We start from the raw sequence: 20,914 nt of genomic DNA on the forward strand, positions 1-20,914 counted from the left end.
GCGTATGCTTGATTTGATTATGCGAGATATACTGGGGACGCCTGCCATATTAGTCGGACTATTCGCATTGATCGGGCTTATCTTGCAGAAAAAAGATATCGCATCGATTGTATCGGGTACACTAAAAACCATTATGGGATTTGTCATTATTGGTGCTGGTGCGGGAGTAATTATTGCAGCGCTTGATATTTTCGGACAAATGTTTGACGAGGCGTTTAGCATTCGAGGAGTCATTCCAAACAACGAAGCGATTGTCGCCGTTGCGCAGGATGCGTTTGGCGTCGAAACAGCGATGATTATGGTGTTTGGGATGGTCATGAACATTGTACTTGCTCGAATTACGCCGTTTAAGTACATTTTTCTGACCGGTCATCACACGCTATTCATGGCGAGTTTGTTAGCGGCGATTCTTTCTGTATCAGGATTAGAAGGCACATTATTAGTGATTATTGGGTCCGTCTTGCTTGGACTTTGCATGGTTTTATTCCCTGCAATGCTTCAACCATTCGTTCGTCAAATTACGGGCTCTGATGATTTTGCAGTTGGACACTTCGGATCATTTGGATATTTTATTTCGGGAACAATCGGAAAATATGTTGGAAATAAGGAACATTCGACTGAACAGATTCAAGTGCCGAAACAACTTGGCTTTTTACGTGATACGTCCGTTGCTGTCTCGTTAACGATGACACTACTCTTCGTGGTCGTCGCCATTTTTGCTGGGCCGGCTTTCATTGAAACCGAATTATCAGATGGATCGAATTATATCGTTTTCTCTGTGATCCAAGCGATCACATTTGCAGCCGGTGTATATATCGTCCTCGCTGGGGTTCGCATGTTGATTGCAGAGATTGTACCTGCTTTTAAAGGGATTGCCGATAAGATGGTTCCAAACGCAAAACCGGCACTCGATTGCCCGACGGTTTTCCCGTTTGCGCCAAATGCTGTCATCATTGGATTTTTAGCAAGTTTTGCAGCGGGGTTATTTTCAATGTTTCTGTTACCGTTATTCGGATTGGCAGTTATTGTACCAGGACTTGTACCACACTTCTTTACGGGAGCGACGGCTGGAGTATTTGGAAACGCCACCGGTGGGCGCAGGGGTGCAATTTTTGGTTCAATCGCTAACGGGATTTTAATCAGTTTCTTACCTGCACTACTGTTGCCACTGTTAGGAAACTTAGGGTTTGAGAGCACGACATTCGGAGACTCAGATTTCGCCATCGTTGGTATACTGGTCAGTTGGCTCGTTTCATTATTCTCATAAAAACAGGTCTCGCCCCCCAAGTGGAGGTGAGACCTGTTTTTTAGGCGTTAGAGGCCAATTTGATTTTTTGTCGTTTCATCTTGTGTAGTAACCATGCATAGAGGACTTCACAAGAATTGTGAGGAAGGGTCAGCTCCACAAGTGGATGGGCATGACCAAATATAGTGAAGCGCGAATGGTCTTCGTCGAGCAGGGAGACTTGAATGTCGGTCGCATCTTGTAATGCGATGCTTTGTTCCCCTGCGTGAGCATCTTTTAGTTTCAGCATTTTTCCATTCGTCGCAAACTTGGTGAACGATGAGACTCCTTGTACTTTCAGTTGTTCCATTTCGTGTATCTATCCATCGCGTGATGAATAGATTTTCACCTCGCTTTCTCTATATTGCCTTCCATTCCTCCAGAAGGTTATTCCTAGTATAACGCCTCGCTCGAAAAAGAAAAGTGTTAATTTAACAAAAAATTAAGACAATTTGTTATCAATTTTTAAGAATAGCGTTCATGTCCCTTAATGAAGGGAATTCACGTGTAATCATGGGATTGAAAATAACAAAAAAGAACCTCGTGTTAAGAGGTTCTGACGTGTTTCTTACATATATGACCTTATAATCGTTCGATTTGCCAAGTCCGACGACGATACAACAGTTGTCCCTTTAAGGCGATGGACTCTTTTTTTGCATCAAAATCTTCTTCAAGGACTGACATGTCTTCGTAACGACCCGCGACATAAAAGGAAATCACAATTTGTCGATTAAATAGATTACGTTTCGTGTGATCAAAGTCGATGATGAGGCCTTGAGGAGCTAAATCGAGTAATTCGTCAATGACAGGAAGTGGAATTGGGACAAAACTGATATTGCGAATGTCTCGGTCAAGCTTACTTTGCAACATATTTTGAACGAAACGGTTGATGGTCGACCAGTCTCGGATATAGAGACTGCTGTGTCGATCATTCGCTTCGTTAAAAAAGGCAATCTCATTATCGAGCGAATCAAGAAATGGCTTTTTAAGACCACGCTCCATATGACTTAAAAACAAAATTTCTGCAATCTCATGATCGGACAACGTTTCGAGCGTATTGTGATCAGGAAAGTCGATTGCTGTGAATGTTGTTTGGTTATTCAAATATTTAGACGAGAACGAAGAGAGTTCATGCGCTTCGATATAACGGAAGCGGGACCGCGAGGACTGCCTCATCCCTTTTACATCCGTTCTACAAATAATCATCGGTCTTGTAATCGAAAGTGCATCCGTCACATCGTTCAATGTCACGCCATGAAGCGTGAATCGTTGCACGTCTCGGTCTTGTTTCAAATAAAAGAGTTGTTTTGACATATGGTATCCCCTCAGTTTGACATACTACATTCATAGTAGCAAAAACACATGGTTTCTGCCATCTTCAGCCGGTTCCTGAGGATTGAGTTCGATACATATGGGAAAAGAGAAGTATAATTGAGGAAACGAATAGGAAAGGCGGGTTCCATATGTGGGGATTAAAACGTAGTTTTCCCGAGCTTGCTACGCCCCGGTTTATATTGCGAGAGCTAGAACCGCGTGATGCTAGAGCACTTTATACCATTTTATCCACTGAAGAAGTGATGCGTTATTATGGATCAGACCCGTTGCTTGCCGTCTATGAAGCCAAGAACGTCATTGCGTATTTTAAAGACCAATTTCAACAAGGAAAAGCCATTCGATGGGCCATTTGTGATCGGACGACGAATGAATTAATCGGAACAATCGGATTCCATAATTGGACTCCGCAATATTATCGTGCCGAAATCGGATTTGAAGTGTCTCCTCACTATTGGAGGCAAGGGGTGGCTTTTGAAGCGGCGGCCGCCGTTATTCAACATGGATTCGAGGAGTTTAAATTTCACCGCATTTCTGCATTAGTCGCACCAGGGAATGAAGGCTCGAATCGCCTCGTCCAAAAACTCGGTTTTATCGAGGAAGGGCTGTTACATGATTATGCATACAGCCATGGCCGCTTCATGGATTTGACCATGTATCGGTTGCTCAAATCAGAATGGGAAGAAAAGGAGCATCGATTCGTATGAAATCACTCGTTTTATTACATGGACTATGTGGTTCGCCACAATATTTCGCACAGTTAGAACCATTGCTCGATGCGGAGGTGCACGCGTTTACGCTTCCCGGTCATGCAGGTATGGAAGTAGGACCGAACACGATGGATCAATTCGCTGACTGGGTCATTGAGGAAATCCGACTTCGTGATTTAGATCGACCGTTCGTGCTCGGACATTCGTTCGGAGGCTATGTAGCGACCAATCTTGTGCGTCGTTATACGGGAGAACTTTCAGGATTTGGATTGATTCACTCGACGGCGGCCGCTGATACAGAAGCGGCGCGGGAAAAACGAAACGGTGCCATCCATCAAGTCATCGAAGAAGGGGTCAAGCCGTTTATTGACGGAATGATTCCAAATATCTTCTCAAACGACTCTGACCCAGCGCTCATTCAACGAGCGATCGCAATCGGATATGAGATGACGGTCGAGGGAATCGTGAACGCGCAACAGGCAATCCGGGATCGTGAAGACGAAGTGGACACCGTCGAGACGACTGACCTCCCTGGCTTATTCATTTACGGCTCAAAAGACCCGAATATGAATGAGGAGCGTGCGTTTTTAGGTGCGTCACGACATACGAAAGCAATCGTTCCGTTCAGTCATATGGGGATGATGGAAGCCCCTGAAGAAGAAGCAAAAATCGTGAACGAATGGATGCAGGAGGTGGAACATGGAAAAGTATAAATTAATCGCTATGTCAGGAAGTCTTCGAAAGAAATCTTTTAATACCGCTCTTTTGCATTCAATCATTGAACTGGCTCAAGATGATTTCGAGATTGAAGTCGTCTCCATCGAACTTCCACTGTTCAATGACGATTTGATTGATCCGGATGAACCGGAAGTTGTGGCCGCTTTGAAGCAAGCTGTTCGGGAAGCCGATGGGTTATTGATTGTCACTCCTGAATATAACCATAGCATCCCGGGCGTCCTGAAGAATGCAATCGACTGGCTTTCGCTCGAGCCAGGAACGCCACTACGGGATAAACCAGTCATGATTGCCGGGGCCTCTCCGGGCATACTTGGAACCGCGAGATGCCAAATCCATCTCCGACAAGTATTTGCCACAAATCGGGCAAATGTTTTACCGGGAAATGAAATTTTCATCACGCATTGTAAAGAAAAGATTGATGATAGCGGGTTGCATGATGAGAGGTCGATTAATCAAATCAATAAAACATTATTGGAATATCGTAAATGGATTGAATTTTGGAAGCGTAACGCAAAAAAATAACTTGAAGTCGCTCATGTTGTTTGATAGAAAGAAATTGTGAAAACAAACACAAGAGGAGCGACACCAAAATGGAAACTTACATCGAACTGTACAATGGCGGCGAATTAGGGGATCGGGCGGTAATGAACGATGGCATGACATTTGGACGGATGACGATTGTTGAATTGTTCTATCAATCCAATCATATTTTTGGTTACGTGAAAGAAAATGGTGAAAAACGGTTCTTCCTTGAACCCATTGCAGAAGATGACACGTTCACTGTGGATGGAGAAACGTATTCACTTCAACAATTTATCGCGTTGTTCTAATAAAATAGATGAATCATTGACGCAAGCGACTCGCTTGCGTTTTTTTGTCATTTTCGTCACGATGAAGAGTGAGGTGATGAGAATGAAACTAGTAGCAATTGAACCGACGCCAAGTCCAAATAACTTGAAGATTATCGTGGAGCCTCCGTTTGAGGGGAGAGGTGTCACATATGACAAATCAAGTACAAATGCTCCTGAAATCATTCAGGAGATCATTTCACTACAAGGAGTAAAGTCGGTCTATGCGGTATCTGATTTTCTTGCTGTAGAACGTCATCCGAAACATGATTGGCATGATGTCATGAATGAGATTCGACGAGCGTTCGGAGAACAGGTCGAAGAAATGGATTCCGTTCAGATGGATACGGATTATGAACCGGTTCATGTGTCTGTCCAATTTGTACTTGACGTACCGATGCAACTGAAACTCGTCAAAGGGGACGAAGAAAAACGGATCGGTCTATCTAAACGATTTGTAGATGCGGCAATGGAAGTTCAGGCACAGGTGAAAAATGTGATTCAAGATCGTCGTTGGGTCGAGCAAGCCCCGCGATATGGTGAATTGGATGAAGTCAGTGTCATTGCGCAAGAAGAACTAGAGGCTGCATATCCACAGGAACGGATTGAACGAATTGTAGCCCGTGCATTTGGACGGGAAGCCGATTTTGAGGCGAATGCAAACCATTTACAATCGGAAAATTGGAAAGATCGGATGGCGTTCTTGGATGAGCTCGAGATTCGTCATGAGAATATGCCATATTTCCGACGTGCGTTAGAGGATTCGATCATGGCGATTCGTCGACAAGCGGTTGTCATGATTGGGATGTTTGAAGACCGACGTGAGGAATATGTCACGTATATCGAACAGGCATTAGTGGACGCTTCGCCTATTGTAAGACGAACCGCTGGGGATACCGTCTCAGATTGGGCGTTGCCACAATCTCAGCCATCGATGATCGAGGCGTTGAAAGATAAGAATAAACTCGTTCGTTGGCGTGCAGCTCGATTCTTATTCGATTGTGGAGACGAAGACGCTGTTCCTGCATTATCAATCGCTGAGCAAGACAAAGAATTTGAAGTCTCTTTGCAAGCCCGACTCGCGAAAGAGCGGATTACGAGCGGAGAAACAGCACTCGGGACGGTGTGGCAACAAATTTCGAACCGCTCGAAATAAAGTATCGTTCGACATGTACTGAATCGATTTGATTTACAATTAAAGGTAAGTGGGGGTATCTGCCATGCGGATTGCCCCTCTTTTTCATGAATTCACATGCACATTTCCCCAATTGACTAACATTTGATGTAAACGTTTCGACAATAGGTATAACGTCACTGGTTCACTGTCGAACGATAGGACAAATATCTTGGTTTCAACTTGGTACACTAGGCTTATCACAGATGAACAAAGGAGCCATACTTATGATATTGTTTGCAGAAACGCCTGAACTTGTAGCTTATAAAGAAGTAGTAGGAGAAACGATGGTCGTCACGTTCGAATCGATGCACAGTGAAACGTTCTCTATCACGGCTCAAGTCCGGTCCGATCTCGATATCGCAGATTCATTGTTCATGACCGGATGGCAACAATATATGCAAAAAATCGAAGTTTCGTAAAAAAGGTAAATAATATAAGGAAAATCATTACAAACGTCTGCACTTTGTATACACTAGTGCTATAGACGTTTTTTATTTTGTTGAGGAGAGTGGGACCGATGAAGAAAACCTGGTTGCTCGCCGTAGTGACGGCAATCTTACTAGTTGTAGCGGGATGTGGGAAAGAAGAGGCGAAACCGAGTCAAGTGAACAGTGATTCGTCCGAACCCCCTGCTCCATTGACGCTCGATACGGAAGTCGCTTATGACTCGTCTGCGAATACACTGTCTGCGACGGTCACGATGACAAACCCGAACAAGAATGCAGTCGATGTGACGTTCAACTCGTCACAACGTTTTCAATTGGTTGTCAAACAAGGGGACCAGACGGTATTTGATTACGGCAGTGATTATATGTTTACAGAATCTGTGATTGAAGAGAAGTGGGAAGCGGATGAACAAAAAATGTTCGATGAAGTCTTCCCGTTAGAATTAGAGGCTGGCGAATATACAGTCGAGGTGGTCGGACTCGGTCAAGTCGACGGGGCACCGGAAATGGCTGTGACAGATGAGGCGACATTCACGGTGGAACGACCTGCTACAGAGACGCCGGATGATAGCACTTCAGAAACGCCGGAAGAGACACCTGCGTCAGAACCTCAAACAGATGGGGCATTCCGTGATGTAACGATCGATTTGAATGATACGATGATTCAAGTCAGTGGATTCACGGATGAGGTTGAGTTTGAGTGGGCTGTATCTGACGGTCACAACCTCTACGCCCAGGGTGCTGCAGAGGTGACGGGCGGCGGATTCTCCTTTGGGATTTTACTCGATGAAACACCAGCAAAAGATCAACAATTATTCTTAGAGATGACTCCGATCGGTGGAGAAGTCACATCATTTAAAATTCAATAATTCTTTGACGGAAACAGTCGTTTCCGTCTTTCTTTTTTTACCGGTAGTTGACGGGTTATTCGGATTATCAGACAATAAAGCAAAATGAGAGAATAGTGGGAGGGTCATCCATGCAACAACACATTATCGAATCAACACACGTCAAACCTACGATCAATCCAAAAGAAGAAATTCGTCGCCGTATCGATTTCTTGAAAACTTATGTGAAACGAGCAGGTGCCAAAGGTCTTGTTTTAGGAATTTCAGGTGGCCAAGATTCAAGTTTAGCAGGCAAGTTATGTCAGCTTGCGATGGAGGAACTGAGATCGGAAGAAGGTGGCGATTATACGTTTTATGCGGTAAGACTCCCTTATGGCGATCAACATGATGAAGACGATGCGCAACTCGCCCTCGAGTTCATCCGTCCGGACAAATCGTTCACTGTCAATATCAAGTCTGCTGTCGATGCATCGGTCGAGGCATTTCGTGCAGCAACAGGTCTTGAGTTGAGTGATTTCCATAAAGGGAACACTAAAGCACGTGAACGGATGAAAGTGCAATACGACATCGCGGCAACATTCGGTGCCCTCGTCGTCGGGACGGACCATGCAGCGGAATATGTGACGGGATTCTACACGAAACATGGCGACGGAGCCTGTGACCTTACGCCGTTGACTGGACTGAACAAACGTCAAGGGAAGGCTTTACTCCATGAACTCGAAGCACACGAGCGAGTGATTTATAAAATACCTACAGCGGACCTCGAAGATGGTCGTCCTGGACTTCCTGATGAAGTGGCGCTCGGAATGACGTATGACCAACTCGATGACTACTTAGAAGGAAAAACAATCGATTCGAAAATTGCAGAGCGAATCGAAACGATTTTCAAACGGTCACGCCACAAACACCATATGCCTGCCTCACTTTACGACGAGTGGTGGCAATAAAAAAAGGAGGAGCTGTCTCGATGACAGCTCCTCCTTTGTTGTCTTACGCTTTCTTGAGTGGGACGAACTGAATGAGCAAAATACATGTAAAAGCGATAAAACTGAGAAGAGGGATGGTGACGAAACCGAAGTAATTCACCCAGCGAATGAGGCAGTCGTTCGTGCAGAAGGCTTCGCCATTCGGAATACGTTCTAAGATGACGTGATAGAGACTGATACTCCATCCGGCACCGGCCATGATCCCTACGAACAAGCGATTGACGTCTCGAGCGGTCGACATGATGGTCAAGTAGTAGATAGCTAGTGGATACATAAAAATGCGTTGGAACCAACACAATTTACATGGCACAAAGAGCATGATTTCAGAAAAATATAAGCTACCGAGCGTCGCGATGGTCGCAACGATAAAGGCGAAATGATGACGTTTCATCAGATTTCCTCCTAACAGTCAAATTGTTGAATAAACATGATATGATACATTGAAACAAATACTTATTCAGTATACAATCTTTCAAACGATAGAGAAACAGGTGACGTGATGCAAGTTTCGGAAGTGGAAGTATTAATCATTCTTGCGGAAGAATTGAATATGCGGAAAGCGGCGGAGCGATTGTTCGTTTCGCAACCAGCGCTCAGTCAGCGACTGGTGACCATTGAACATCAATGGGGGAAGAAGATCTTCGTACGCTCCACACGCGGGCTCGCCTTGACACCGGATGGCGAGAAAATCATTGAGTTCGCTAAAAAAATGTACAGTGAAGAACAGGAATTGAGAGGAGAACTGACGGCGAATCAGGGCGAGGTATATGGGACCTTGAAAATTGCCGTTGCCTCCATCATGGGACAATATTGGCTCCCGAAAGTATTGAAAACGTTCGTGGAACGTTATCCATCCGTACGGGTCAAATTGGTCACGGGATGGTCAAGCGAAATGATGCGTTACATGCTTGAAGAAAATTTCCATATCGGGATCATCCGTGGAAACCCCGATTGGCGAGGAGAGCGTATGAAGTTGTTTTCGGATTCTCTTCATTTGGTCGATTTAAAGATGACCGACCTGGCACAGTTGAAGAACAACGAGCGATCGTTCATCCAATTCAAGAGTGACTCGACGTATTACCAGGAAATATTAGAATGGTGGCAGGAACGGTTTTCGAGTCCGCCGCTTACGACACTCGTTGTTGACCAAATTGAAACATGTAAACAAATGGCGTTGCACGGAATCGGATTCGCAATTTTGCCGGAGTCGACCATCAAAGATGTGAATGAAATGAACAAGATTCCACTGACATCTTCTGACGGTGTGCCGCTCGTACGGGATACGTGGATGCTTTCGACGGAATCGATGTTGGAATTGGCTCAGGTTCAAGCATTTTGGGACATTGTTGAAGAAGTTACAAAGGAGACGGAATGATGAATTGGGCAATCGAAGCAAGAAGACAGCTACATTTAATCCCAGAGGCTGGGTATGAAGAATTCAAAACACAAGCGACCCTCGAGCAATTGATTCGCTCGCTCGACTCACCACGAGTTCATATCACTCATTGGCGGACGGGTCTTTTCGTCCGCGTAGACGGTCTGGTTGGAGAGAAAACGATTGGATATCGTGCGGACATGGATGGACTACCGATCACGGAAGAGACGGGTTTAGAGTTCGCATCGATTCATGAAGGGATGATGCATGCATGCGGACATGATGTGCATATGTCCATTGCGCTCGGCTTAATCAAGCGTGCAGTGGAAGTTCCATTTAACCATCATCTCGTCGTCTTTTTCCAACCTGCAGAGGAGGGCCCTGGTGGGGCGGAACCGATGGCGAAGTCGGAGTTGTTTTATCATTTCCGTCCAGATGCATTGTTCGGTCTACATGTCGCACCAGAGTATCCGGTCGGGATGGTCGCTTCAAGACCGGGTGTCTTATTTGCGAGCGCACGTGAACTTCACATTACCATTCATGGGAAAGGTGGACATGGCGCTTTCCCACACGCAGGAATCGATGCGATCATCGTTCAGGCTGCATTGATTATGCAACTCCAAACGATTGTGTCACGAAATATTGATCCGATGGGAAGTGCGGTTGTCAGTATCGGGAAAGTGACTGCAGGAACGAAAGAAAATATCATCGCCGATACGGCTAAGTTAGACGGAACGGTTCGCGCGTTATCGGACAAAGAGATGGTCGTACTCGAGAGCCGAATTCGTCAAATCATCGCTGGGGTTGAAATGACGTATAACGTTCAAATCGACCTGGAGTTTGGCAATCGCTATCATGAGGTTGTCAACGATGAGCGCTATCTTTATCAATTCGAAGAAGCGGTCGAAGAAGTAGGTTATTCGTATAAAACGTGTGTCCCGGCCATGACGGGTGAGGATTTTGGATATATGCTCAAGCAAGTCCCAGGATTTATGGTTTGGTTAGGGGTAAACGATATGGGGTCAGGGCTTCATCAATCCACACTCAATCCAGATGAGCGTGCGATTGAAGTAGCCATCGATTTATTCGACCATTACTTCCGAACAGTCATGATTCAATAACACGAAGCGGTCACATCGTAGACCGCTTTTAGTGTGCTTAAAAAGGAGTGAGTGGCGTAGAAAAAGGGAAACATTTATTCATGTAAAGCGACGATTTTGTGGCGAATGCTCAAATGTGAACATTTTGCGAACTTGAGCATTGAGACATTACAGCGCAATATAAAATCATTATGATGTAAGTATCGAAGGGTATTCATCTGTGATTGTCGTTTCATACATGGGTTCGAAGCGATAGAGAGAGATAGGAGGTAATCAATAGATGTTTCAAGATCCTGTCCTGATGAGCCGGGCATTGACGGCACTCACATTAGGGTTTCATGTGATTTTTGCCACACTCGGCGTCGGGGTTCCACTTTTAATCTTATTGGCAGAATTTTTAGGGATTCGTAAAAATGATCCGAAATATACACTCATGGCTAGACGGTGGTCACGCGGCTATGTCGTGACGGTTGCCGTCGGTGTTGTGACAGGTACGGCGATTGGACTTCAATTATCGTTACTTTGGCCAAACCTGATGCGTGTCGCGGGTCAAACGATTGCGCTCCCATTGTTTATGGAGACGTTCGCCTTCTTCTTTGAAGCGATTTTCCTCGGGATTTACTTGTACACGTGGGATCGGTTTAAAAATCCGTGGCGGCACATGCTTCTCGGTATTCCGGTAGCAGTCGGTGCGTTATTCTCTGGATTCTTTATCACCACAGTAAACAGTTTTATGAACCAACCGGTAGGGTTTGATATCGTCGATGGTCGTCTAGCAAACGTCAGCCCGCTTGAGGCGATGTTCAGTCCGGCCATGCCGACGAAAATGGCACACGTGCTGACGTCCGCTATTTTGACATCAGCGTTCATTTTGGCGGCTATCGCTGCCGTTCAGTTATTACGTCAACGGCGTAATCAACTGGATCAGATGTCGATTGAGTATCACAAGAAAGGTCTCCGTTTGACGATGACCGTCGCATTAATCTTTGCGATTGCGACAGCGCTCGTTGGTGACTTCTCTGGTAAATACTTGGCTCATTATCAACCAGACAAATTAGCGGCAGCAGAATGGCATTTTGATACATCCTCTGAGGCGGAACTGATTCTCGGTGGATGGTTAGAAGATGATGGCGAGGGTGGTTATGAAGTTCGAGGCGCCCTGAAGATTCCATATGCGCTCTCCATTCTTGCAGGTGGTGTTCCGAACTATGAGGTCACCGGCTTAGATGAATTTGCGAAAGAAGATCAACCGCCACTCTTTGTCCACTATCTGTTTGATGCGATGGTCGGGATTGGGATGCTTCTCGCGCTCATCTCGTTCTTGTTCGTATTAGGGCGTTACATCAAACGATTGAACCAGTTCAGTAAACCGATGCTCTTTGCGATTGCAGCGGGTGGACCGCTTGCCATGGGAGCAATCGAATTTGGATGGTTCTTCGCTGAATTTGGACGTCAGCCTTGGGCACTCTATCAGTTGATGCGTACAAGTGAGGCCGCTACAACTTCGGCAAATGTCGGATGGATGCTTGTCGCTTTCGCGATCCTCTACGTGATACTCGGAACGGTTACTGTGGCTGTACTGTCACGCCTGTTCAAAGAGAATCCAGTAGGGAAAGAACTAAAACAATCCGAACATCGTGGTGAAGCGATGTTTGCGGATGAAGTCTGATCGGAGGGTATGACATGCAAATTCAAGAATTAGGGATTGCCGTCTTGTGGACGTTCTTGTACGGCTATCTCATCGTCGCATCGATTGACTTCGGTGCAGGATTCTTCGCTTTTTACAGCCGCTACACGAAACGGGATCACTTAGTGAATCGACTCGTTAAACGCTACTTGTCACCGACATGGGAAGTGACGAACGTCTTCTTCGTCTTCTTCTTTGTCGGGATTGTCGGATTCTTTCCGGACACTGCGTATTATTATGGGACGGCATTACTCGTTCCAGCCTCTGTCGTGCTCATCTTGCTTGCGATTCGCGGAAGCTTCTATGCGTTTGCGAACTATGGTTCAAAAGAAAGCACATTGTATATGTTTTTATACGGGGCAACGGGTCTCTTGATTCCGGCATCGATGTCAACAGTACTGACAGTCAGTCAAGGTGGGTTCATTACTGAAACAGAGAATGGAGTCATCTTCGACGGGGCGAAGTTATTTACGAACTTCTACTCTTGGACAGTGGTCAGTTTGGCGATCGTGTCCGTTCTCTACATTAGTGCGATGTTCCTGTTGTTTTACGCAGATAAGGCTCGTGACCAAAACGCGGTCGAACTCGTGAGAAAGTGGGCGCTCTTCTGGAGTGTGCCGACAATCATCGCATCGGGACTTGTCTTCTTCGGTTTGAAGTCACACGCAGCTTGGCACTATGAGAGCATCTTAGGAGGCAATTGGTGGTGGTTCGCGATGAGTTTCCTCTTCTTCGTGGTTGCCGTTTCCTTCGTATACATGAAGCGGAATTACGGAATTGCGTTCCTGATGGTCATGGGGCAATTCTTCATGGCTTGGTTCGGATACGGGTATTCGCATTTACCATATATCCTATATCCGTACATCGACATTAATGGAAGTGTCGTCAACGAGTCGATGGCAGTGGCGCTCGTCATTGTATTCATCTTGGGATTACTCTTGCTCGTACCGGCGCTCTATCTCTTGCTTCGTTTGTTCTTGTTTGACAATGACTACGTACGCGGAAAACGCTCGAGCGGAAAAGCATAATGTGAACGATGGGATTTCCTTTATATAAAGGAGATTCCATTTTGTTTTTTTATAGAGTTTTTAACAGGAATCAGTTACACTGAACGAAGAATCAAGAAGAGAACAGGTGTAGGAAAGGGATGTAGCATCATGACAGGTGAATTTGCAGTCATCGGATTAGGACGGTTTGGTGGGTCGATCGTCCGTGAGTTGTCATCGAACGGGTATGATGTCCTCGCAATCGACTCCGATGAAGAACGCGTCAATGAGTTTATGGGATTGGCTACGCATGCAGTCATTGCCGATACGACAGATGAGAACGTTCTTAAGAGTTTAGGGATTCGTAACTTCGAACACGTCATCGTGGCAATCGGAGAGAACATTCAAGCTTCGATTTTGACGACGCTCATTTTAAAGGAACTTGGTGTTCAAATCATCACTGTGAAAGCGACGAACGACTATCATGAAAAGGTACTTCGTCGGATCGGTGCGGACAATATCGTGCATCCGGAACGGGATATGGGTGTTCGAATCGCCAATGGATTGATGAGCCAAAGTATTCTCGATTACCTTGAACTATCGAATGAGCATTCGATTGTCGAGATTAAAGCATCTGACAAATTATCGAACAAATCGCTCATTGATTTGGATTTGCGAGCGAAATATGGGGTGAACATTGTTGCCATTCGTCGTGATGATGATGTCTTGATTTCTCCTCAGGCTGATGAAATGATTTTATCGGAAGATATTCTGATCATCATCGGGAAAGATACCGATTTGGACAGACTCGAGCGGACGTTACGTTCGAAATAAAAGAAAAGACCTCTTGAGCGATACCGTGATCGTTGAATCGATTGATCCAACGCCACGGTGTGACTCCAAGAGGTCTTTTAAATAAGCTTCATCGCTTTCAATCCATATTCAATCCCGTCTTCGAGAATGGATTTTGTGACGAAGTCCGCCACGTCTTTTGTTTCCGAGCGACCGTTACCCATGGCGATCCCTGTCCCTACATACTGAAGCATGGCTAAATCATTCAAGGCATCCCCGAATGCATACGTGTTCTCGAGACGATAGCCGTTTGTCTCGATGAAGTGACGGATTCCATCCGCTTTACTGGCCCCTTTATTGATGACGTCCATCGCATGAGGATGCCAACGGATAAAATCAAATTCACGATAAGCATCGATATAATGATGTTCGTCCTCTGGCGTGCAATAGAGTAACGTCTGGTATACATCTTCTTCTGCGTGGAAGTTTGGTTCGAATGAAGGGATTGGCATATCGAGTTCGCCGAGCGATTGTTCGACGATGGCATCATTCGGCTTTGAAGCACCGCCACGGTCCTGCCCCAAATAGACGAGGGTATGATCATGTGAAGCGGCGTGCGTCGTCAAGCGATTTAATGCATCTTTCGAGAGCGTGTTACGATACACGATTTCGCCTTTATGGACGACGATTTGGCCGTTATAGCAAACGAGACTATCGATTCCGACGCGTTCTGGGATATCCGATAGCATGGCCGGTCCCCGTCCTGTCGCGATGAACGTCTCGACACCGTTTGCCTGAAGTGCTTGGATTGCTGAAATCGTTGAAGGTGGAATATAGCTACCTTCATGTAAAAGTGTGCCGTCAATGTCGAAAAAAACAACTTTTTGATCTTCCATTTAAGTCACCATTCTTTCTCTTTGTCTAAAAAATATGTTTTCTGAACCCACTAAAAGGATAACACGAAATAGGGAAACTACCACGAATATCACATCGTTAGTGAAATATTGTCATGATATGAGCTATAATGAAAAAAGAATCTTACGGGCATATTCGAGAATCACTTATGTTTCACATAGATGTATTAATAATTGAAGTAAGGAGAGATTAAATGAAGTTTGTTAAGAACCACCAAACAGCCGTGTTCGCGTTAGGCGGACTGGGAGAAATCGGGAAGAACACATACGTTGTTCAATTCCAAGATGAAATCATCGTCATCGATGCGGGAATCATGTTTCCAGAGGATGACTTGCTTGGAATTGACTATGTGATTCCAGATTACTCTTATTTGATTAAAAACAAGGACAAAGTAAAAGGGGTATTCATCACACACGGTCACGAAGACCATATCGGGGGAATTCCATTCTTACTGAAGCAGGTCCAGTTACCGATCTACGCGACAAAACTTGCGCTTGGATTAATTAAAGTAAAACTGGAAGAGCATGGGTTGTTACGGGAAGCGGAACTCCATGAAATTGATGAAGATTCACTTATTAAATTCCGTAAAACGAGCATCTCGTTCTTCCGTACGACTCACTCGATTCCAAACTCACTCGGTGTCGTTGTCAAGACGCCACAAGGAAACATCGTCCATACGGGTGACTTCAAGTTCGACTTCACTCCGGTAGGCGAACCGGCCGATCTCGCCAAGATGGCGGAAATCGGAAAAGAAGGCGTGCTTTGTCTCTTGTCTGACTCAACGAATGCGGAAGTAGAAGGCTTCACGATGAGTGAGAGCGTTGTCGGTGGGACGATTAGTGAAACGTTCCGGAAAGCGGACGGTCGAATCATCTTTGCGACATTCGCATCGAACATCTATCGCTTGCAACAAGTGGTCGATGCGTGTGCTGAGACAGGTCGTCATCTCATGATTTTCGGTCGTTCGATGGAGAAAGTCATGACGATCGGACAAGAACTCGGTTTCATCAACGTTCCGAAAGGTATGATTATCGAGGCGAACCAAATGCGTCACTACGATCCGAATGAAATCGCGATTCTTTGTACCGGCTCACAAGGGGAACCGATGGCAGCGCTTAGTCGTATCGCGAACGGGACGCACCGTCAAGTGTCGATCATTCCTGGAGATACGGTCATCTTCTCTTCTTCTCCAATCCCGGGAAATGCCATCTCGGTCGGGAAAACGATTGACCAGTTATATAAAGCGGGAGCTGACGTCGTATACGGGAAGTTGACGAACATTCATACGTCGGGACACGGTTCACAACAAGAACAGTTGTTGATGATTCGCCTCTTGAATCCGAAATTCTTCATGCCGATTCACGGAGAGTACCGCATGTTGAAAAAACATGCTGAATTAGCTGAGTCGGTTGGTATTCCGAAAGAGAACAGTTTTGTCATGGATAACGGAGAAGTGCTCGCCGTTGACTCTGAATCAGCAGCGGTCACGGGTAAAATTTCTGCGAACGCAGTTTATATTGATGGGAATGGAATTGGCGATATTGGGAATATAGTATTAAGGGATCGTCGCATTCTCTCTGAAGATGGACTCGTTGTCGTTGTCATCAGTATCGATGGCAAGACACGCAAACTGGTCTCGGGACCAGATATCATCTCACGTGGATTTGTCTACATGCGTGAGTCAGGTAGTCTGATTCGTGACGGCGAACGTCTATTGAAGAAAACCGTCGAACAAGGATTGTCCAATAAGCAGATGAAGTGGTCGGAAATGAAACAACTCGTTTCGGACACCCTCACACCTTATTTGGCTCAAAAGACGCGGAGACACCCGATGGTCCTGCCGATTATTATGGAAGTATGATCGAACGGGCTGTAGGAAACTACAGCCCGTTTTTTAACCGCAACGTAGGAGGGGAAGCTTATGGCTAAGAAAAAGGGGAAGAAAGGTTGGTTGAAGTGGGGAGCCGCAATCATTGCGGTCATTTTTCTCATCACACTTGTGTATCATCAAGTGAAACCATTACCAGAAGGCGTATCACGACAATCTGATTCGTATCTCATTACGGATGATCAGATTGATTTTCTCCATGATTTGACGTACCAAGGAGAGGATACTGAAATCGTTGAGCAAGAGATTTTCAAAGAAGTGGAACGAGCGATTCATGAAGCAAAGGAATACATCGTCATGGACTTTTTCTTGTTCAATCCGTATTCGAACGAAGATCGACAATACCCGGATATCACGGCGCGATTATCATCGGCCTTATTGGAACAAATGGAACGGTATCCAGATTTGAAAGTCGTCTTTATCACGGACGAAATCAATACAACATACGGTGGACATGTTTCCGAACACTTTGATGTGCTCGAGGAAGCGGGAGCAGAAATCGTCTATACGAATCTTGACGCCATGCGCGACCCGAATATTTTATATTCGACATTTTATCGGATGGCCATTCAATGGTTCGGAGACAGCGAGGAAGGTTGGCTACCTAATCCGATGGCCTCATCGGCACCAGACATTACGGTTCGTGCCTATTTAAGACTTCTAAATATTAAAGCGAACCATCGTAAGGTGATGGTCACAGAAAATGAAGGGTTCGTGTTGTCTGCCAATCCCCATGATGCCAGTGGATACCATTCGAATGTCGGAGTTCATCTGAAAGGGCCGATTTTAAAAGAAATCGCGGAGGGAGAGCAGGCTGTTGCGACGTTCTCCAAAGGGGATGCTCGTCGATTCCCGGATGAAGAGGCGTTAGCAAAGACTGAAGAAGAGCCGTCTGAAGCGCCGATGGAGATCCGGTACGTCACAGAAGGGAAAATCCAGGAGTCCGTACTTGATGCGATGAATGGGGCGGACGATGGGGACACTATTTGGATCGGAATGTTCTACTTGGCAGACCGGAATATCATCCAAGCCATCGAGGATGCTGCCGCTAGAGGGGTGAAAGTGAATTTGATTCTCGATCCGAACACGAATGCGTTCGGTCGATCGAAATCGGGTTTACCGAACTTGCCGGTAACGGCAGAGCTAAATACAGTGAACCCAGAACAAATCGAAATCCGTTGGTATGACGTCGGTAAAGAGCAATATCATCCGAAAATGTTATACGTGGATGGAGAAGAGAAGACCGTTGTATTAGGTTCTGGGAACTATACGACACGAAATATGAACGATTACAACCTCGAGGCAGACGTCGAGGTAAAAGGAGAAGAGAATACAGCTTTCTTTGATGAAGTAGATGAGTATTTCAATCGTTTATGGAATAACGAAAATGGAACGTACACAGTGGCATATGACGAGATTCAAACCGATGTGCCTCTTGGGAAATACATCATGTACTGGCTTCAAAAAGTGACATGGACGATGACGTACTAAAAAACAGCTATCCTCGAATTGGGGATAGCTGTTTCGACGTTAATTCGTCTCGATTGGATTGAACTCATTCGTATATTCATATAAGAATTTTCCGGTCTCTTTCAAGACGTCACTCTTACGGTGAAGCGAGAAATGGTCGTAAGGGACGGTCTCGGTTTGAATATTGTTTGTGTACTCTTCAAGCAAGAGAGAACTCGATGGCTCGATGAGGTTAAATTCACCGCCTCGTCCGGAGAAGGAGAGGACTTGTACCGAACGGGGCCATGTCTCAAGTTTAGACTGGAACGCTTTTAATCCATCCGAATTTGGCGATAAGTCACGGATGGCTGGACTACCCGTATTGATGCCGAAATTACTGGCGGATAGACCAAAGTTCGCAAGGCGTGTACCTCCAAACGGACTATCGAACGTCACAAACTTATCAACGATATAAGTTTCTTGGTTCAAGATATAGTTGGCGGCTGCCACACCACCCATGCTATGACCAATGATATACATTCGGTCGAACGAGCGATTTCTCGATTTTTTATACGTTTCAATGGCTGCATTTAACCATTTCGTCTGATTGTTTAGTGAAGCTTCCGCATCCTCGAACTCAATTCGGACGATAGGGCGTGTTGAACTATAATCATAAATTTCACAATCCGTCTTCCCTTTGACAGTCACGGTACAAAGGGCACCGTCTGTTGCCAGTCCACTCTGCTCCATCGATTGTGAGAAACGAAGGAATGTTCGGTCTGTTCCGAGTAATCCATGTACGGCGAACGTAGGAATGAATTCGTTCGTTTGAGCCGCTTGGCGAATCGCTTCCGATTGCCGTTCATTTGCCAACTCTTGTCGGAACGTTACGACAATCAACGCAAGGGAGAGCGAAACGATCAACAAGCCGAGTAATCGTGAACGGATCGATGTCTTCCGGGGGTTGCCGATGTTTCGTCGATATTTGCGCCAAATAAAGTAGGCGAGTACTACTGCGACAACGAGGACGATAATCGTCACAATCCACGCTTTAACATTTGGCACGTGTGCGACGAGCTTCAAGTTGTTTTGTCGACCACCGTATACTTGCCACTCCACGTGTTTCATCGATCGGATGTCAAGGCCCGTCCCGTCCTCAACAAAAACACCGGTCGGTACATTCAGGTTAAAACGAATATCAGCTTGTCGGATGTACCGTTCAGCTAATTTTTTGGGTGAGCCCGACAGTTCGACACCTGGTAAGTCGACTTGATCGAGTCGAAGATCAAGGTTGGTCTGTAAAGTATAAGAATCAAACCAAATACCTTCACGTTGCTCAATATCAAACTTGATATCTGGGGGGACCAGAATACCGGCTGGTCCCGTTTTCCATTCTTCTTTAATCTGTTGCAACTCGTCCACACTTTTAAATGTTTTTTTTAAGACCATCCCTTCGTAGTCATCAGGACTCGAATAATCTTCCGTCTCATATCCATTCTCCTCAGCCTGCTCTTTCCAAGTATCCCAGTCGAGCCTGAGATTGAGTAATTTCATGACAGGATGATCACGGAACGCGTAAGTCGTTTCGAGCGAAACGGATTGGTCGTAGTGGACGGTCGCATCATAATTGATTCGCACACATCCACCGATTAAAAGAAATAAAAATGGGAATAGTAACAACAGTGCCCTTTTTCTCGAACTAAACATGTTAAATCGGTTCGCCGTATGTTTCTAACGGATTCGACGTATTGATGCGATCATAGAACATGATCCCATCTAAATGATCGAGTTCGTGCTGACATACGATGGCGCGCATGCCACGCAAGCGAAGCTTGATTGGCTTCCCGTCACGATCGAACCCTTCTAACGTGATTCGACGAAAACGAGGTACATTTCCTTTGACCACGCGATCGACCGAGAGACAGCCTTCGCCACCGTTTAAAAATGTCTGTTCGACGGAATGGCTTGTGATTTTAGGGTTGAAGATGGAGAGTTTGAATGTCTCTTCCTCTTCTTGTAGAAGGACCGTGAAGAATCGACGATTCACTCCGAGTTGTGGCGCGGCGATGCCGACACCGCCTCTTAACTCATATTTTTCGCTCATCTCAGGGTCTTGACTATTAACGAGGAATGTCTCCATCTCGTCGAGTAACGCCAAATCTTCTGTTGTTGGCGGAATCGGTACCTCGATTGAACGAGCGCGAAGTCGCTCGTCACCTTCTCGAATGACATCTTTCATGGTTAACATACACAACTTCCTTTCTATCTAACGTATATGATTGATTATATCATATTTAATGAAGATGGAATGTGGATGGTACAGAAGGTGAAATGAAAATAATACAGAGGTAA

22 protein-coding genes are annotated in these 20,914 nt (G+C 45.5%); 16 read left to right on the top strand and 6 right to left on the bottom strand.

The features are described from left to right. Positions 1-4: 4 nt before the first annotated feature. Positions 5-1,267: a PTS ascorbate transporter subunit IIC gene (locus KNO90_RS08705; RefSeq protein ID WP_214739854.1), complete on the top strand. Its 1,263-nt coding sequence runs from the start codon at positions 5-7 to the stop codon at positions 1,265-1,267. A gap of 40 nt (positions 1,268-1,307) precedes the next feature. Here KNO90_RS08705 and KNO90_RS08710 read toward each other — a convergent pair whose 3' ends face one another. Both KNO90_RS08710 and KNO90_RS08715 read right to left on the bottom strand, forming a co-directional pair. Continuing rightward, positions 1,308-1,595, bottom strand: coding sequence for a hypothetical protein (locus KNO90_RS08710; protein ID WP_214739855.1), 288 nt, complete (start codon positions 1,593-1,595; stop codon positions 1,308-1,310). 272 nt (positions 1,596-1,867) lie between these two features. Then, complete coding sequence (locus tag KNO90_RS08715; protein ID WP_214739858.1) at positions 1,868-2,599, bottom strand: hypothetical protein; 732 nt, start codon at positions 2,597-2,599, stop codon at positions 1,868-1,870. 149 nt (positions 2,600-2,748) lie between these two features. Here KNO90_RS08715 and KNO90_RS08720 point away from each other — a divergent pair, with 149 nt between their 5' ends. The 8 genes from KNO90_RS08720 to nadE all read left to right on the top strand — a co-directional run bounded on the left by KNO90_RS08720 (position 2,749) and on the right by nadE (position 8,331). After that, on the top strand, positions 2,749-3,324 hold the full coding sequence (locus tag KNO90_RS08720) for a GNAT family N-acetyltransferase (RefSeq protein WP_214739860.1): 576 nt from the start codon (positions 2,749-2,751) through the stop codon (positions 3,322-3,324). Continuing rightward, entirely contained in the window at positions 3,321-4,040 is a 720-nt protein-coding gene (locus KNO90_RS08725) for an alpha/beta fold hydrolase (protein ID WP_215113456.1), read from the top strand. Before KNO90_RS08720 ends, KNO90_RS08725 begins: the two co-directional genes overlap by 4 nt. Further along, positions 4,027-4,587 carry an NADPH-dependent FMN reductase gene (locus KNO90_RS08730; protein ID WP_215113457.1) on the top strand — a complete coding sequence of 187 codons (561 nt, stop codon included), beginning with the start codon at positions 4,027-4,029 and terminating at the stop codon, positions 4,585-4,587. Before KNO90_RS08725 ends, KNO90_RS08730 begins: the two co-directional genes overlap by 14 nt. Before the next feature lie 68 nt (positions 4,588-4,655). Beyond that, entirely contained in the window at positions 4,656-4,895 is a 240-nt protein-coding gene (locus KNO90_RS08735) for a hypothetical protein (protein WP_214739866.1), read from the top strand. Positions 4,896-4,977: 82 nt separating this feature from the next. Then, positions 4,978-6,069 (top strand): virulence factor, encoded by a 1,092-nt coding sequence (locus KNO90_RS08740; RefSeq protein WP_214739867.1) that lies wholly within the window; start codon positions 4,978-4,980, stop codon positions 6,067-6,069. Between the two features lie 245 nt (positions 6,070-6,314). Continuing rightward, positions 6,315-6,509 carry a hypothetical protein gene (locus KNO90_RS08745; protein WP_214739869.1) on the top strand — a complete coding sequence of 65 codons (195 nt, stop codon included), beginning with the start codon at positions 6,315-6,317 and terminating at the stop codon, positions 6,507-6,509. Between the two features lie 98 nt (positions 6,510-6,607). Further along, positions 6,608-7,405, top strand: coding sequence for a BsuPI-related putative proteinase inhibitor (locus KNO90_RS08750; protein ID WP_214739870.1), 798 nt, complete (start codon positions 6,608-6,610; stop codon positions 7,403-7,405). 110 nt (positions 7,406-7,515) lie between these two features. Further along, positions 7,516-8,331, top strand: coding sequence for an ammonia-dependent NAD(+) synthetase (gene nadE / locus KNO90_RS08755; RefSeq protein WP_214739877.1), 816 nt, complete (start codon positions 7,516-7,518; stop codon positions 8,329-8,331). Positions 8,332-8,374: 43 nt separating this feature from the next. Here nadE and KNO90_RS08760 read toward each other — a convergent pair whose 3' ends face one another. Continuing rightward, positions 8,375-8,761, bottom strand: a complete 387-nt coding sequence (locus KNO90_RS08760; protein ID WP_215113458.1) for a disulfide bond formation protein B — start codon at positions 8,759-8,761, stop codon at positions 8,375-8,377. A gap of 108 nt (positions 8,762-8,869) precedes the next feature. Here KNO90_RS08760 and KNO90_RS08765 point away from each other — a divergent pair, with 108 nt between their 5' ends. The 5 genes from KNO90_RS08765 to KNO90_RS08785 all read left to right on the top strand — a co-directional run bounded on the left by KNO90_RS08765 (position 8,870) and on the right by KNO90_RS08785 (position 14,352). Next, a complete protein-coding gene (locus KNO90_RS08765; RefSeq protein ID WP_214742355.1) occupies positions 8,870-9,745 on the top strand; it encodes a transcriptional regulator CcpC in 876 nt (291 codons plus the stop codon). Next, entirely contained in the window at positions 9,745-10,866 is a 1,122-nt protein-coding gene (locus KNO90_RS08770; protein ID WP_214739881.1) for an N-acetyldiaminopimelate deacetylase, read from the top strand. The genes KNO90_RS08765 and KNO90_RS08770 overlap by 1 nt, the downstream gene beginning before the upstream one ends. 259 nt (positions 10,867-11,125) lie before the next feature. Further along, complete coding sequence (locus KNO90_RS08775; protein WP_214739883.1) at positions 11,126-12,514, top strand: cytochrome ubiquinol oxidase subunit I; 1,389 nt, start codon at positions 11,126-11,128, stop codon at positions 12,512-12,514. Positions 12,515-12,528: 14 nt separating this feature from the next. Further along, positions 12,529-13,560 carry a cytochrome d ubiquinol oxidase subunit II gene (locus KNO90_RS08780; protein ID WP_214739885.1) on the top strand — a complete coding sequence of 344 codons (1,032 nt, stop codon included), beginning with the start codon at positions 12,529-12,531 and terminating at the stop codon, positions 13,558-13,560. A gap of 129 nt (positions 13,561-13,689) precedes the next feature. Beyond that, positions 13,690-14,352 carry a potassium channel family protein gene (locus KNO90_RS08785; protein ID WP_214695570.1) on the top strand — a complete coding sequence of 221 codons (663 nt, stop codon included), beginning with the start codon at positions 13,690-13,692 and terminating at the stop codon, positions 14,350-14,352. Positions 14,353-14,429: 77 nt separating this feature from the next. Here the strand turns inward: KNO90_RS08785 and KNO90_RS08790 are convergent, their stop codons facing one another. Next, positions 14,430-15,206, bottom strand: coding sequence for a Cof-type HAD-IIB family hydrolase (locus tag KNO90_RS08790; protein ID WP_214739886.1), 777 nt, complete (start codon positions 15,204-15,206; stop codon positions 14,430-14,432). Positions 15,207-15,418: 212 nt separating this feature from the next. On the opposite strand from KNO90_RS08790, the gene rnjA reads away from it, so the two are divergent. Further along, the gene (rnjA, locus tag KNO90_RS08795) at positions 15,419-17,086 is read left to right on the top strand and encodes a ribonuclease J1 (RefSeq protein WP_015881254.1); all 1,668 of its coding nucleotides are present in this window, start codon (positions 15,419-15,421) and stop codon (positions 17,084-17,086) included. A gap of 60 nt (positions 17,087-17,146) precedes the next feature. Then, positions 17,147-18,604 (top strand): phospholipase D family protein, encoded by a 1,458-nt coding sequence (locus KNO90_RS08800; protein WP_215113459.1) that lies wholly within the window; start codon positions 17,147-17,149, stop codon positions 18,602-18,604. Positions 18,605-18,643: 39 nt separating this feature from the next. Here the strand turns inward: KNO90_RS08800 and KNO90_RS08805 are convergent, their stop codons facing one another. After that, positions 18,644-20,269 (bottom strand): alpha/beta hydrolase, encoded by a 1,626-nt coding sequence (locus KNO90_RS08805; protein WP_215113460.1) that lies wholly within the window; start codon positions 20,267-20,269, stop codon positions 18,644-18,646. Position 20,270: 1 nt separating this feature from the next. Then, positions 20,271-20,810 carry a peptide deformylase gene (def, locus tag KNO90_RS08810; protein WP_214776703.1) on the bottom strand — a complete coding sequence of 180 codons (540 nt, stop codon included), beginning with the start codon at positions 20,808-20,810 and terminating at the stop codon, positions 20,271-20,273. Between the last annotated feature and the right edge of the window lie 104 nt (positions 20,811-20,914).

Source organism: Exiguobacterium sp. s63 (genome assembly GCF_018617335.1).
Taxonomy (GTDB): domain Bacteria; phylum Bacillota; class Bacilli; order Exiguobacteriales; family Exiguobacteriaceae; genus Exiguobacterium.

Bases quoted from the DNA above. Each gene is read 5' to 3' on its own strand.
- KNO90_RS08705 (WP_214739854.1), top strand. From the start codon at position 5: ATGCTTGATTTGATTATGCGAGATATACTGGGGACGCCTGCCATATTA.
- KNO90_RS08710 (WP_214739855.1), bottom strand. From the start codon at position 1,595: ATGGAACAACTGAAAGTACAAGGAGTCTCATCGTTCACCAAGTTTGCG.
- KNO90_RS08715 (WP_214739858.1), bottom strand. From the start codon at position 2,599: ATGTCAAAACAACTCTTTTATTTGAAACAAGACCGAGACGTGCAACGA.
- KNO90_RS08720 (WP_214739860.1), top strand. From the start codon at position 2,749: ATGTGGGGATTAAAACGTAGTTTTCCCGAGCTTGCTACGCCCCGGTTT.
- KNO90_RS08725 (WP_215113456.1), top strand. From the start codon at position 3,321: ATGAAATCACTCGTTTTATTACATGGACTATGTGGTTCGCCACAATAT.
- KNO90_RS08730 (WP_215113457.1), top strand. From the start codon at position 4,027: ATGGAAAAGTATAAATTAATCGCTATGTCAGGAAGTCTTCGAAAGAAA.
- KNO90_RS08735 (WP_214739866.1), top strand. From the start codon at position 4,656: ATGGAAACTTACATCGAACTGTACAATGGCGGCGAATTAGGGGATCGG.
- KNO90_RS08740 (WP_214739867.1), top strand. From the start codon at position 4,978: ATGAAACTAGTAGCAATTGAACCGACGCCAAGTCCAAATAACTTGAAG.
- KNO90_RS08745 (WP_214739869.1), top strand. From the start codon at position 6,315: ATGATATTGTTTGCAGAAACGCCTGAACTTGTAGCTTATAAAGAAGTA.
- KNO90_RS08750 (WP_214739870.1), top strand. From the start codon at position 6,608: ATGAAGAAAACCTGGTTGCTCGCCGTAGTGACGGCAATCTTACTAGTT.
- nadE (WP_214739877.1), top strand. From the start codon at position 7,516: ATGCAACAACACATTATCGAATCAACACACGTCAAACCTACGATCAAT.
- KNO90_RS08760 (WP_215113458.1), bottom strand. From the start codon at position 8,761: ATGAAACGTCATCATTTCGCCTTTATCGTTGCGACCATCGCGACGCTC.
- KNO90_RS08765 (WP_214742355.1), top strand. From the start codon at position 8,870: ATGCAAGTTTCGGAAGTGGAAGTATTAATCATTCTTGCGGAAGAATTG.
- KNO90_RS08770 (WP_214739881.1), top strand. From the start codon at position 9,745: ATGAATTGGGCAATCGAAGCAAGAAGACAGCTACATTTAATCCCAGAG.
- KNO90_RS08775 (WP_214739883.1), top strand. From the start codon at position 11,126: ATGTTTCAAGATCCTGTCCTGATGAGCCGGGCATTGACGGCACTCACA.
- KNO90_RS08780 (WP_214739885.1), top strand. From the start codon at position 12,529: ATGCAAATTCAAGAATTAGGGATTGCCGTCTTGTGGACGTTCTTGTAC.
- KNO90_RS08785 (WP_214695570.1), top strand. From the start codon at position 13,690: ATGACAGGTGAATTTGCAGTCATCGGATTAGGACGGTTTGGTGGGTCG.
- KNO90_RS08790 (WP_214739886.1), bottom strand. From the start codon at position 15,206: ATGGAAGATCAAAAAGTTGTTTTTTTCGACATTGACGGCACACTTTTA.
- rnjA (WP_015881254.1), top strand. From the start codon at position 15,419: ATGAAGTTTGTTAAGAACCACCAAACAGCCGTGTTCGCGTTAGGCGGA.
- KNO90_RS08800 (WP_215113459.1), top strand. From the start codon at position 17,147: ATGGCTAAGAAAAAGGGGAAGAAAGGTTGGTTGAAGTGGGGAGCCGCA.
- KNO90_RS08805 (WP_215113460.1), bottom strand. From the start codon at position 20,269: ATGTTTAGTTCGAGAAAAAGGGCACTGTTGTTACTATTCCCATTTTTA.
- def (WP_214776703.1), bottom strand. From the start codon at position 20,810: ATGTTAACCATGAAAGATGTCATTCGAGAAGGTGACGAGCGACTTCGC.